At 53.4% G+C, this 12,076-nt stretch carries 10 protein-coding genes; 7 read left to right on the top strand and 3 right to left on the bottom strand.

What is annotated here, in order from left to right:
• Positions 1 to 70 precede the first annotated feature (70 nt).
• Complete coding sequence (locus tag HZS52_RS13560; RefSeq protein ID WP_022522794.1) at positions 71 to 400, bottom strand: DUF1820 family protein; 330 nt, start codon at positions 398 to 400, stop codon at positions 71 to 73.
• Between the two features lie 208 nt (positions 401 to 608).
• Here HZS52_RS13560 and HZS52_RS13555 point away from each other — a divergent pair, with 208 nt between their 5' ends.
• From HZS52_RS13555 to HZS52_RS13545, 3 genes are read left to right on the top strand one after another with little or no spacing between them, the layout of a single operon-like run.
• Positions 609 to 1,832 (top strand): ATP-grasp domain-containing protein, encoded by a 1,224-nt coding sequence (locus HZS52_RS13555; protein WP_190372960.1) that lies wholly within the window; start codon positions 609 to 611, stop codon positions 1,830 to 1,832.
• 30 nt (positions 1,833 to 1,862) lie between these two features.
• The gene (locus tag HZS52_RS13550; RefSeq protein WP_022522793.1) at positions 1,863 to 3,935 is read left to right on the top strand and encodes a hypothetical protein; all 2,073 of its coding nucleotides are present in this window, start codon (positions 1,863 to 1,865) and stop codon (positions 3,933 to 3,935) included.
• Positions 3,936 to 3,965: 30 nt separating this feature from the next.
• Positions 3,966 to 4,724 carry a TlyA family RNA methyltransferase gene (locus HZS52_RS13545; protein WP_022522792.1) on the top strand — a complete coding sequence of 253 codons (759 nt, stop codon included), beginning with the start codon at positions 3,966 to 3,968 and terminating at the stop codon, positions 4,722 to 4,724.
• Between the two features lie 20 nt (positions 4,725 to 4,744).
• On the opposite strand, the gene mscK is transcribed toward HZS52_RS13545, so the two are convergent.
• A complete protein-coding gene (gene mscK / locus HZS52_RS13540; RefSeq protein ID WP_423250058.1) occupies positions 4,745 to 8,059 on the bottom strand; it encodes a mechanosensitive channel MscK in 3,315 nt (1,104 codons plus the stop codon).
• Between the two features lie 215 nt (positions 8,060 to 8,274).
• Between mscK and HZS52_RS13535 the strand changes: the two genes are divergently transcribed.
• From HZS52_RS13535 to HZS52_RS13520, 4 genes are all read left to right on the top strand, one after another.
• The gene (locus tag HZS52_RS13535) at positions 8,275 to 9,306 is read left to right on the top strand and encodes a phospholipase A (protein ID WP_022522790.1); all 1,032 of its coding nucleotides are present in this window, start codon (positions 8,275 to 8,277) and stop codon (positions 9,304 to 9,306) included.
• 109 nt (positions 9,307 to 9,415) lie between these two features.
• Positions 9,416 to 9,748: an ElaB/YgaM/YqjD family protein gene (locus HZS52_RS13530; protein ID WP_022522789.1), complete on the top strand. Its 333-nt coding sequence runs from the start codon at positions 9,416 to 9,418 to the stop codon at positions 9,746 to 9,748.
• Positions 9,748 to 10,152 (top strand): phage holin family protein, encoded by a 405-nt coding sequence (locus tag HZS52_RS13525; RefSeq protein WP_022522788.1) that lies wholly within the window; start codon positions 9,748 to 9,750, stop codon positions 10,150 to 10,152. Before HZS52_RS13530 ends, HZS52_RS13525 begins: the two co-directional genes overlap by 1 nt.
• The gene (locus tag HZS52_RS13520) at positions 10,127 to 10,438 is read left to right on the top strand and encodes a YqjK-like family protein (protein ID WP_022522787.1); all 312 of its coding nucleotides are present in this window, start codon (positions 10,127 to 10,129) and stop codon (positions 10,436 to 10,438) included. Before HZS52_RS13525 ends, HZS52_RS13520 begins: the two co-directional genes overlap by 26 nt.
• 211 nt (positions 10,439 to 10,649) lie before the next feature.
• Here the strand turns inward: HZS52_RS13520 and HZS52_RS13515 are convergent, their stop codons facing one another.
• Positions 10,650 to 11,939, bottom strand: coding sequence for an MFS transporter (locus HZS52_RS13515; RefSeq protein ID WP_190372959.1), 1,290 nt, complete (start codon positions 11,937 to 11,939; stop codon positions 10,650 to 10,652).
• Between the last annotated feature and the right edge of the window lie 137 nt (positions 11,940 to 12,076).

Genomic DNA, 12,076 nt, shown 5'->3' with positions numbered 1-12,076 from the left:
AAAACGCTGCAAGGCGGACGAAGCCAACAGCGCTTATCGCCTAACTTAGCGGTGCGCTTGTCTCATACGCTTACCCTTCTCCGCGCGGGGGCAACGGAAAGGGACGGGGGAACTCCGCTACCCGAGTATCGGTTTTGACCGCTTTCAATGGTCCTTCGCGCTCTACTTCATCAATGCGCACAATCGCATTTAACGGTAGGTAGCTACGCTTGACGCCATCGAAGGTTCGTTGCAATTTTTCAGTTGCAGGGTCAACCACTACCCGTGAAGCATCGTCAAAGACAAACTCCTCGACTTCAATAAAGCCCCAGAGTTCGCTTTGAAAGATTTCTCGGACGTATAAATCCCAAATTTCACCCTGCTGGTGGACCACCACACGGTAGATCGGCTTGGCCGCCATCTTGGCCTAATCCTCTTGCCATTCGTACATTAAAAGTTGAACCGCCTAGCTTACCATATTCCCATCGCCGCGCCTTTAGGCTTAACCCTTAGCAAGCTTAGCGTTAATACGACGGACAAAGCGCTCATTAGCCGGGCATGCGCCTCTCATGTATGGTAGCTAGCGTGGTTTAGCAATAATATTTTTTCACCAAGTAGGAGTCATCAACATGCAGAAGGATCCAAATAAGGGCTATATCGCTCTGTTAGGCTGGAGCCTCAATGCGATTGAAGCGGCCGAAAATTATGACCGTCGCTACATTGTCGTTGCACCTGATTGGGCGGAAGAGTATTGCCAAAAACACGACATTCCCTACGTGCCTTGGAATTTCGAGCGACTCAATGACCGCTCAATGGAAATTGCCGAGACGCTTAAAGAGAAAGGCGTCGATGTCGCCATTCCGCTCTACGAAGAGACCGTTGAATGGGCCGGGGCCATCAACTCTGTGCTACTGGATAACCCGCGCCTTTACGGTCAGTCGTTGCTGCTACGCGATAAAGCGTTGATGAAGCGTCGCGCCCAACTCGGCGGCATCCGTGTGGGTATTTTTGAAGAAGCCCACGATAAAGAAGATGTCGTGCGCTTCCTAAAGCGCGTTAACCAGACACTGCTTAAGCTGGACGGCGACCCCAACGACCCGATTCACCTTAAAGCGTTTGATAAAGCAGGCTGTCTTGGTCACCGCGTCATTCGTACGCCAGATGAAGTCGATACCATCCCGGAAGAAGAGTTCCCGGTACTGATGGAATCGCACCTGGATGGCTGGGAATTTGCCGTTGAAGCATGGGTTCACGATGGCAAAATCGCTTTCTTGAACATCTCAGAGTACGTGACGCTGGGTTACTCAGTGTTTGTGCCCGCATCGCCTGAACTTGAGATTTACCGCGAGCAGATCACCCAACAGATCGAGAAGTTAATTAAAGCGTTCGACATTGAGTTTGGCTTGATCCATCCGGAATACTTTGTCACCAGCGATGGTGAGATGTACTTTGGCGAAGTAGCTTACCGTCCGCCCGGCTTTAAGGTATTCGAGCTGCTAGAGCGTGTTTACGGCTTCAATGCTTACCAGGCTTCCATGCTGGTGTTCGACCCGAAAACCACGAAAGAAGAAGTGGCCACGTTCTTTCCGAAAGAAGTGGTCGATGCCGATGGCTTTGCCGGTTGCTTTGGCGTTTACCCCCGCCGTCGTGTGGTCAGCCGCTTGGAAATTCCCGAAGAGACCGAAGATCACCCCTACTTCGAGTCTCATGAGCTAACCTCACCAGTAGAAGAAACCGTTACTAAACGCACCGCGTTTGGTACCCATTGGGGTCTGGTCTACTTCAAAGGCGAGGATGCGCATACGATTCGCGATCTGCTAAAACGCCAAGAAGACCTCGACTTCTATGTATAATCCCCGCTAACGCTGGGATAAGGAGTCACCGTGGAGACAGATCAAGTGACGTCTTCTCAAGAAGATAGCAAGCTCAATGGATTGTTGAGCAAATTTGATGACGCCGTTCGCCTGCTTACCCAGGCGCCCGCCTTCTCAAAACCCGCCAAGCTGCCGCGTGTGATGGACACTGCGCGTCGAGTACTGCTTCAGGACGGCGGTTGTGCAGCACTGGAGACCCGCGCGCAAGCGTTTGAGGACTCCGGTGTATTTTTGGGCTCCGATTGGGAAACACCCCAATATTTGGTGCCGACTCTGACAACCTTCTCGCTGAAAAGCGCGGATGCCAATGTTGTCGTCATTGAGGCGCTAAGCGAGCTTCGGCTCCTAGCTGTGGCTAAAGGCAATTTTGAGCATCCACTGGTGTCCGCAGAGCATGCTCACCATTACCTGACTCAGGTAATGGCGATCAATTTGTGGCTACTGTTTTTACCGCCCAGCGAAGCGGAGCGGGAAACCCAGGGGCGCCTGGCCACTATTCCCCGCCAGCTTTTCCAGCATTTAGCCGAGCGCATCGGCTACGAGCACATTGTTGATCGCCTGATCGATGAGATTTGGCGCATTTTAAAACAGCGCCCTATTCAGGTTGATTCGATCAAACAGATGATCACCCAAATTGCGCTGTGTCAGGCCAACCCGGAAATTGATCTTGGCGCCAGCGGCCAGGGCGCCGACCGCCTGGTGAGTTCGCTTTATGGCCCAACTCAAGCCTGTCGTGAAGACCCTGGGGTCGACGTTTACCGTGATCGGTTAGAACGTATGGATCAGGCTGCTTTGCAGGCTGAATCCACCGGTTTCGCCCGGGCGATGCACGACACCGGCCTGGTATCGCCATATCACGCCGTATTACTGCGTCATCTACTCGAAGAGGGGGATCACTTACTCTCCGAAGCACTGGGCCTTTCATCTACCGGCCGCGACTGCCTGCTCTGCTACCGCGAGCTTGTTCAAGCGCTAATTCGTGGCGGCGTTTACCCTGCTACCGCTCAAGCGGTTTACGGCCTGGCGCTGATGCTTGAACGCGGCATTCTCTATCAGCCGCCGGTAGCACCGGCAATGTGGCGTCAGCTTAATCTACCGCTATCAGAGTGGGCACAGTCGCGACTCTCCATGGCCTATGGCGACACTGTTTCTCCCCGGGCACGCTTGATTGAGGGCGTGCTCTGCATGCTGGGATTACCGCTAGGCGTTGGTCAGGGCAACAACCCTACCTGCCAGTCGGCACGGGCGCTCTCCATGTGGGCCTATAACGACCCAGATTACCTGCTGCAGATGGTGGCCTGGGCGGCCCGGGATGACGAAATCATTATGCATTTTGAAGGACAAGCCATTTCATCAATGGCGAGTCTCTCAGGTGTGGCGACCCAGTTACCCATCGATCTCGACCCGGTTTCGCTGATTGTCGTGCCGCACTTGGATCGAATTTATGCCGAAATGGGCCGGCGCTGCATTGGCCGTGAAGGTGACCCTCACCGCTGGGTGAATCCTGAATTTCACGGCTGGTGGTCTGGCCGCGGCTTTCGCATCAATGTCGACGTTGCCACAGGTCAACTAAGCGATGTGGACGACTTTATACGCCACTTCTTCGCTTACTATCACCCTTATTACAATGGCAACCAGCCGCTGATTCACCCTCAGCCAGCGGGCATTGCGGTCACCGATAGCGCGGCGCGTTTTATCGGCTGGCACGCGATTACTATTTTGCGGGCCTCTCTCGACCCCTCTGATGTTATGCGGATTTACTTCTATAATCCCAACAATGATAGCGGGCAGGATTGGGGCGATGGCGTCATTGTGAGTACATCGGGCAATGGTGAACGTTTTGGCGAAGCCTCGCTGCCTTTTGAGCGCTTTGCATCGCGGCTGTATATTTACCACTATGATCCCCTGGAGCGCGTTGACATCGCCGACGTCACCAGCGAAGAGGTGGAAAATGTCAGACACTTCCTGCATCGGAGCTGGGGAGCCTCGCGCCTTCCACCTACCGAGCTACAGGCGGATCAAGGCTCCAACTCAACCCTCCCCCATTCACCGCTACCCGAAACGCCTCGCGACGAAGGGTAACAAGTACGCTTAGCGACACTTTCAATCACTATGATGCGACTCGATCAATTGTTGGTCATCCAGGGGCTGGCCAACTCGCGTACCCGCGCCCAAAGGCTTATTCGGCACGGGCGGATACGGCTTGCCGAGAACGGTAAGCCGTTAACCAAAGCATCCGAAAAATGGCCCGACGATACCCGGTTTGAAGTAGAGGACGATCCCGAAGAGCGCTATGTGTCCCGAGCAGGGTTGAAATTAGAGGCGGTGCTCACAGCGCTTGAGCTGCGTTTTGATGACGCTGTTGTGCTCGACATTGGTCAATCAACCGGCGGCTTCAGCGACTGTGCGCTGCACTTTGGCGCCCACCATGTGATTGGTGTAGAGGTTGGCCACGGACAGCTTGCACCTGAGTTGCGCAGCGACCCACGCGTCACCTGTCTAGAGGGGATAAATGCGCGCTCAATGAGTAGTAGCGAAGCCCTCAATAGCGCGCTTGCTGCTTTCCCCATTGATAGCGCCATCATGGATGTGTCGTTTATATCGCAAACGCTGATTCTGCCCGAGATTGCTGCCCTGCTGCCAGCGGGCGGTCAGTTGATTTCGCTGGTGAAACCGCAGTTTGAGCTAAGCCCTGGCGCCCTGGATAAACGTGGCGTGGTACGCGACGCTAAACGCTTTGCAGAAGTGGAGGCCAACATTCGTCGCAGTTGCGACGCCTGCGGACTTACCATTCAACATTGGCAGGAGAGCCCGATCACCGGTGGCGACGGCAACCGAGAATTTCTCCTGCATGCAGTAAAAGAGCCTTAAAAAAGAGAGCTTAAAGTGCATTACGTAGACGCAGGGGGCAACTGATTCGCCGACTGCACTTTAACCTCGTCGCCTTGCTCAGGGTGTAGCCACACATCCATCTGCTCAAACGCCACGCGTATACCCGCTTCGCGAAACAGCGCATCTATACGGCAGTTGATTTCATCGGCAGCAAACAGCCGGTCGAGCAGATCATTGACGAAAATACGCAGTTCAAAATTGAGGCTGTGCTGTCCATAGCTTAAACAGAAAACCTGAGGTTCTGGGTCGGTTAGCACGCGGGGGTTTTCGTCCGCCACCTTACGTAATAGCTGGTGCACCTTGGCCATATCGGAGCCGTGGGCCACACCGTAGGTGAGCACAACACGGGTGATATTATCCGACAATGACCAGTTGATCAGTTGGTCAGTCACAAAGGTTTTATTGGGGATAATAATCTCTTTACGGTCGAAATCGGTGACAGTGGTCGCACGGATACGGATACGGCTGACGGTGCCGTGCAAATTTCCCAGGGTAATCGTATCGCCAATCCTAATCGGGCGCTCAAACAGGATGATCAAGCCCGATATAAAGTTGGCAAAAATTTCCTGCAAGCCAAACCCCAACCCCACACTCAAGGCGGCCACCAGCCACTGCAGCTTGTCCCAGGAAACGCCCAGGGTCGACAGCCCCATGACAACCCCCGTACCCACAATGGTGTAGGAGAGCAGCGAGCTAATGGCATAGGCGCTGCCCTGTTTCAATGACAGCCGGGATAGCACCATCACTTCTAACAGGCCGGGTAGATTGCCTGCCATGATAAAGGTAATAGCGACAATCAGCAGTGCAGCAAAGACGTCGGATATCGATAGAGCGTTATCGACCAGATCCCCTTCTTGCGCCTCCCACAATGACACGTTGTCCAAATAGCCGAGCACCGAGAGCAAGTCTGACCAGACCAAATAAAGCAGCGCACTGAAGCCGATCAAGACAATCAACTTGGAAAGCCGCAGCGACTGGTTATTGATCTGCTCCATATCCAGCGGCGGCTCTTCCACGACTTCGAGACCACCTTCCGCCCCTTCCTGCACCTGAGCACGACGGCGCGCCAGAGCACGGCGATAGGCAAGCCGCCTTGCAGCCACCGCAAGGCTTCTTACCAAGGTCGCCTCCACCACAACCCATAACCCCAGCAAGTAAAGCGTGATCGCGAATCGCCCCACTAGGTGCAACGCGGTGTATTCGTAGCCCCAAACTACCAATCCCAACAGCATCAGCGGCACCGAGGCCATCGCAAGCCCCAACAGCAAGCGAAACAGGCGCACGCCAAAAATAGGGATATGCGCCAGTATCAACTGCGCCAGCCACCAGCTCATCGCCAACAACCCAAGCGACAGCAACCCCAACGCAACGGGACGCAGTGCCAGCGGGGTTTCCATCTCTCCAGACATCGCCGCAATGGCTATGACAGGCACCAAGGAAATGCCGAGCCCACCTAACAGCTGGCGTAACCGAGCGTTGTAGTGCGCAGACCAGGTAAAGTGGCGCTCGGCCACGCCATCGGCGACCAATAGCCTGCGGCCCCAGGCGACCACCGCCCAACTTAACGCCAACTGAAGCAGCGCAGGGGCAACGCTATTAGCCAATGGCCCAGTTGCCCCCAAGAGCCCAACCCCAACCCCCGCCAAGGCCAGCGGGCCGGAGAGCGCTAGCAGCGCATTCAGCAGCACCGCTTTGGGGGTATGCAGCTGGGTATCGCTTTTTAACCGACCAATCTGCGAGTGCAGTTTATCCAATCGGGCTTTAATCTGGCGTCGTGACCCGATTAATACCAGGCTTAATACCATCAGGGGCGCCCCTCTGAGCACCTCCCAAGAGAGCCCTTTCCAGCGAGTGGGTAAAATGGCTCGCCACTCCCCTTCCTGCCACTCCAGCTGGAGGTTGCGGGGCAATTGACGCAGCCAATTGATATCTAAAGGGCGACTATTAGCAACCCAAAACAGCTGCTCATCAATGGTTTTACGCAGCTCACTGGTCGTTGTGACCAGCTGCTGCTGGTTGAGCTGAAGCTCAATCGCCGCACTTAATAAGCTGCCGTAAGACTGTTCCAACTGCTCGACCAGCTCACGGCGGGATTGATAAAGCTGCGAAAGGGAATCGATCAGTCCCGGCGTCGCCTCTATGCCCTCCTCGGACAACCGCGTAGCAGCATACTGTTCGCTTTGGCGTAGCTGATCGCGCTGGCGGACTAAATCAAACTGCTTTAAGCGCAGGTCGGCAATTTCGTCCTGCAAATCCCGGGGCGCAGACAACGGAGGCAGCGACTTGCGCTGTTCGCGCAGAATCCGCGACAGCAGTTGACTGCCGCGAATAGCCTCGATTTGCTCATTAAGGCTACGCTGTAGCTGACGCACGTTCTCCAACTGCCGCTGGGCTTCAATATTGTCACGCACAACAGTATTAGCACGGTCGGTTGCCCGTAGCAGCTCCAGGCTTAGGGTCTGGTTGGTTTGCTGCGCTTGCACCACCACCGGATGTCCCGCGGCGATCAGCGGGTTATCCCTGGCAGCGTCGGCAATGGCTTGTTCAGAGGCCAACCGACGCTGCCGATCAATCACCCCTTGTAACATCGTTAGCTGCTGCTCTTGATAATCGACCTGCAGCATCAGCACATCGCGCCGCTCCTGAGCTAATTCGCGCAGGCGGCTGTTAGCGCTTAGCTCGCGCTGATAAAAGCTTACTTCGCGTTCGGCCAGCGCCCGTTCAAGGCGTAATTGGATCAGTTGCGCATCGCTAAGGGCAGAAAGTTGACGATCCGCCAGCAAAGCCTCGCGCTCATCGTGCTGTCGGCGTAAACTTTCCGCGCGCTGAAGGGTTTCCGCAATGGATTGCTGGGCCCGCTCAGGGAGTGTTTGAGCGGCTAACAGTTGCGAGTTCACTTCCGCCAATTGGCTTTGCAACTGCTGCAGCTCGACCACGGCGTTAGTTTGCAACGTTTCCAGCTCGTCGAGTGGGCGGTCGCTCAAGTCGGCAACCGTTAGCTGCTGCGAAGCTTCTTCCGCTTCGCTCAACTCGCGCTGCAGGCGTGCTAACATTTCAGGGGCTTGTTCTACCCGGGTATCTAGCGCGGCAAGACGCTCGTCAACAGAAGCCAGCCGCTCATAAGCTTCGAGGGCCGCTTCCAGGGCCTCTTTATCGTTGGCCTGCTGGGCGGTCAAGGGTTCTTCAAGGGCTTCTAACTGAGCAAGCCTTGATGCCAATTCAGTCTGCTCGGGCACCCGCTCCAGCATATTGGTCTGAAGCGCAGCGTAGGCTGGATTAATAGCGACACTGCTCATGACAAGCAGCAGCAACAAACAGGTTATACTCCACTTACAGGCGCATCTCACCACGTTACGTATCAACACGTTACTTAGAGCCTCGCTGACATCAAATGCTCCGCAGAGACGGAGAATGAGGTTATTGTCAGGCGTTCTGATGGTCAGCGCAATCAGAGGTGTTGACTTCCACAGGCGGCGTGATAGAAACAAGCTTGGCGTTTACTTATTCCTTCATTTTGCGAGTCACCTTGATGGTCACCCGAAAATTGCCGTTGACGAAACTTATTGTTCTGCTGAGCCTTGCTACGTTTAGTGTGAATGCCGTTGCCGAGTCTCAGCAAGAGATTGAGGCGCGTATCCGTGCCCTCAATGCTGAACTGTATGATCTGCATCAACAGTTGCAGCAGATAGAAAACCCCGAAGACGCCGCGCTAGACATACCGTTTGAACAGTTGCCTGAAGAGGCTGCAAGGGAAGATTTAAGCGATCGCCGTGAACTTGAGCAGGAATCAACCCGGAATCCGTTTTCAATCACCACCCACCGCACCAACTATCTGTTCCCTGTTAGTTACAATGCTAACCAAAATCGTGAAAGTTTCCGCACGGTGGCTAACGGCACCCCCGCAGATCGCGTGGAGTTAAAATTCCAGTTCAGTGCCAAGGTTAATCTGGCTGAACAGGTATTCGGTAACTACGGCGACGTCTACTTTGGCTACACCCAGCGCAGTTGGTGGCAGGCTTATAATACCGACGCCTCATCACCCTTTAGGGAAACCAACTACGAGCCGGAAGTGTTTATCGACTTTGACAATGCCTGGGAAGCGCTTGGCTGGGTGAATACCCGCAACCGAGTATCTCTCAATCACCAGTCTAATGGTCGCTCAGATCCTCTCTCGCGCAGTTGGAACCGGGTATACCTTGAAAGCACCTTCCAGCGCGGCGACTGGGCGTTCACCCTGGCACCCCACTGGCGGGTACCGGAATCCTCAGAGGATGACGACAACCCGGATATCGAACGCTACATGGGATACGGCGATATTCGCCTCGCCAAGCGTCTCAATAATAACCATGAAGTGAGCGGTCAGTTACGCGGCAATCCCAGCGCTGGCAATATCGGCACCCAGATTGATTACAGCTGGCCCGCTTTCAACAGCTTGCGAGCGCATGTACAGTACTACTACGGATATGGTGAAAGCATGATCGATTATGATCATCGCGTGCACCGCTTGAGCCTTGGGTTTAGTTTAAATCCCTTATTTAGTGCGACAGGGCTGAACCGATAGACGCATTTGCTTGTCTGTTACTAGCTGACTGCTATGCTTGTAGTCAGCAGCAAAAATACAGTAACTAATAGTTAGTAGCCCAATCATTCACTCGTCAAAGGAAGACTCCATGGCTAAACGTCAACCCACCTACTCTACTCAAGCCGATCAACTCAAAGATGATCTGCGCCACTTGAGTGAAACCGTTGAAGAGCTGGTCAATGCGACCGCTAAAGATGCCAGCGGAGAGATGAACGATCTACGTACTCGCGCCGAACGTCGTTTGAAAGACACTCGTGCACGTCTTGAAGCTCGTGGCGAGCGTATTTATGACGAAACCCGCGACTCGCTGACTCATCAGGCCGATGCGTGTGATCGCTACGTCCATGAAAACCCCTGGACAAGTATTGGCATTGGTGCCGCAGTAGGTATGGTTGTGGGTATGCTGCTCGGTCGTCGCTAATGGCTTTGGGCCCCACCCAACGCGTCTTCTCTGCCGCCAAACGCTTGCTGAAATCGCTGATTGCGAATAGCGAAACCCGCCTGCGTTTGGCGGTGTTTGAGTTAGAAGAGGAGCGTGCTCGCTTACTGGTTCTACTTCTTCTGGCAGGAGCTAGCTTACTGCTGCTCTTGTTGGGTATTGCCACTTTGACGGCACTGGTAGTGGTTATATTCTGGGATACCTATCGCTTAACCGCCATTGCCATCAGTGCAGGTGTGCTGATCGGCGCCAGTTTGCTACTCGCGGTTATTGCGATTCGCCAGTCCAAGCAACACTCTCTGTTAAAAGAAACACTCAAACAGCTTGCTGCTGATCGAGCACTGCTTGAGGAGCCAAGTGATGAAACCATCCGCAGACACCGCTAAGCCACCAACCAAACCGCTCAGCCGCGCTGAACGCAAAGCGCTTTTGTTAGCCGAGCTAGAGCAGCAGCGCGTGGATATTTTGGTCGATAGCGAATTTTTACAGCAAGCCGCCTCACCACTGGATAGAAACTGGCAAAGCTTCAAGCTGCCGCTTTACGCCATTGGCGGCTTTGCTGCATTCAAGCTGATGCGCCACCCAGGTGGAGCAATGGCGGCAGGCAGAAAAGTCCTTGCGGGCTATATGCTACTCAAAAAACTTAAATTATTAGCCAAAGTGGCTAGTTAATTTGGACGGCTGTGCGGCTCGCTGACTGTACCTTAGAAGCCAGCGAGCGGAGATTAGCCAAACATCGTTTAAGGCGGCCACTCAGTGAAAAATTCTGGCCTGTCGGCCAACTTAATTTGATCACTTTCGTTAAATAGCTCGCTATTCGCTTTATACCCGACACATTTGGCCCGAAAGCTGAGCTTCTTGTGTGATTATCGGTATTTAGCGACTAACTGCTGAAAGATGCCGAAACATCAGGCGCCTGAGCACGCTTAACCAGAACTGCTGGTGCGGTCTCTTTGAGCCCCAAAGCCAGGACTCCAGCAATCACACAAATAGCGCTCATTAACCACAACGGTGCGGATTGGCCAACACTATCTGCCGCAGCGCCTGCTAGCGCCGGTAGAACCCCACCTCCCAATATCTCACCAATACCCATTACAAAACCCAGGGCTGTTGCAATATGGCGCGAATCGACGGTTTCAGAGGGAACGGTGGCCATAAAAAGCGGAAAGATGCCGTTCAATGCCCAACCAAAGAAAAACAACACTGCCAGAATAATAGCCGAGCCATCAAAATACATGGCGCTTAAGGTGAGGATGAGCCCCATAAATGGGGTAATTACCATTACTGGCTTACGACCAATTTTGTCAGAGATACCGCTGACGACGAAGCTTCCGACCGCTGCCGAGATGCCTAAAGTTCCCATCAGCCACCCCATGGTTTCAGCAGAATAACCACGTACACTGGTTAGGTAAATTGGCATGAAAGACCAGCAAGTTACTAAGTATCCAATCAATAACACCGCAATAAGCGAACATAGCAGCATATTTCGATGAGCGAAGACCTCTTTGAGACTTGGGCGCTGACAGGACTGATTCACACCCGTTGCGATAGGTACTGAAGATGCTGTCGGTTCACGCATTAACCACCAGAGGAGTCCAGCGGCTAGAAGACCTGGAAGCCCTGCAAGGAAAAACGCCTCTCGCCAGCCAAAAGCAGAAGCAACAGCCACAAGGACAACCGGCGCAGCAAAAGAACCCAATAAATTTGACCCGAAGTTCTGCATGATCCCCATAGCAATGCCCCGCCTTTCAGGAGTAACTTCTATTGCCGTTACTGATTGCGATATAGGCAGGATAGGGCCTTCTGCAACACCCATAAGCAATCTAGCACCGAGAAGCAATAAGAATGAGGTGGCAAGACCTGATAAAAAAGAGCAGAGAGAGAACACAATCGTCGCCATGATCAAAAATATCTTTCTTCGGCCACTTCGATCAGACATTGCACCAAATATTAAACCAGATATTGCCCAGGTGACTGATAACGCAGAGGCTGTTAGGCCTATCTGTAGGTTTGTCAAGGCCAACTCTGGCTGAACAAATGGCATCAGGAAGTTAAGTGCATTCCTGTCAAAAAATACAATGCCAAAGTTAAGGCTCAATAGAGTAACTAAAAGGATTTGATAACGAGTGTTATTGGGCGTGTTAGGCAGGGTAGCTGTATTATTGTTAGTCATGGCTTATTAACACCTTGCATTGATGGGTGCGCTTTTTTAACGCTTCAAATGCGGTTGGCACATTGTTAAGTGGCACGGTCTCGGTGATTAAATGGCGAGGCTCTACAACGCCAGAATCGAGAATATCCAACGCACTT

Source organism: Vreelandella titanicae, assembly GCF_014697095.1.
Classification (GTDB): Bacteria; Pseudomonadota; Gammaproteobacteria; order Pseudomonadales; family Halomonadaceae; genus Vreelandella; species Vreelandella titanicae.
This window is presented reverse-complemented; position numbering and strand designations above follow the sequence as displayed.

Bases quoted from the DNA above. Each gene is read 5' to 3' on its own strand.
- HZS52_RS13530 (WP_022522789.1), top strand. From the start codon at position 9,416: ATGGCTAAACGTCAACCCACCTACTCTACTCAAGCCGATCAACTCAAA.
- HZS52_RS13515 (WP_190372959.1), bottom strand. From the start codon at position 11,939: ATGACTAACAATAATACAGCTACCCTGCCTAACACGCCCAATAACACT.
- HZS52_RS13525 (WP_022522788.1), top strand. From the start codon at position 9,748: ATGGCTTTGGGCCCCACCCAACGCGTCTTCTCTGCCGCCAAACGCTTG.
- HZS52_RS13560 (WP_022522794.1), bottom strand. From the start codon at position 400: ATGGCGGCCAAGCCGATCTACCGTGTGGTGGTCCACCAGCAGGGTGAA.
- HZS52_RS13535 (WP_022522790.1), top strand. From the start codon at position 8,275: ATGGTCACCCGAAAATTGCCGTTGACGAAACTTATTGTTCTGCTGAGC.
- HZS52_RS13545 (WP_022522792.1), top strand. From the start codon at position 3,966: ATGATGCGACTCGATCAATTGTTGGTCATCCAGGGGCTGGCCAACTCG.
- HZS52_RS13555 (WP_190372960.1), top strand. From the start codon at position 609: ATGCAGAAGGATCCAAATAAGGGCTATATCGCTCTGTTAGGCTGGAGC.
- HZS52_RS13520 (WP_022522787.1), top strand. From the start codon at position 10,127: ATGAAACCATCCGCAGACACCGCTAAGCCACCAACCAAACCGCTCAGC.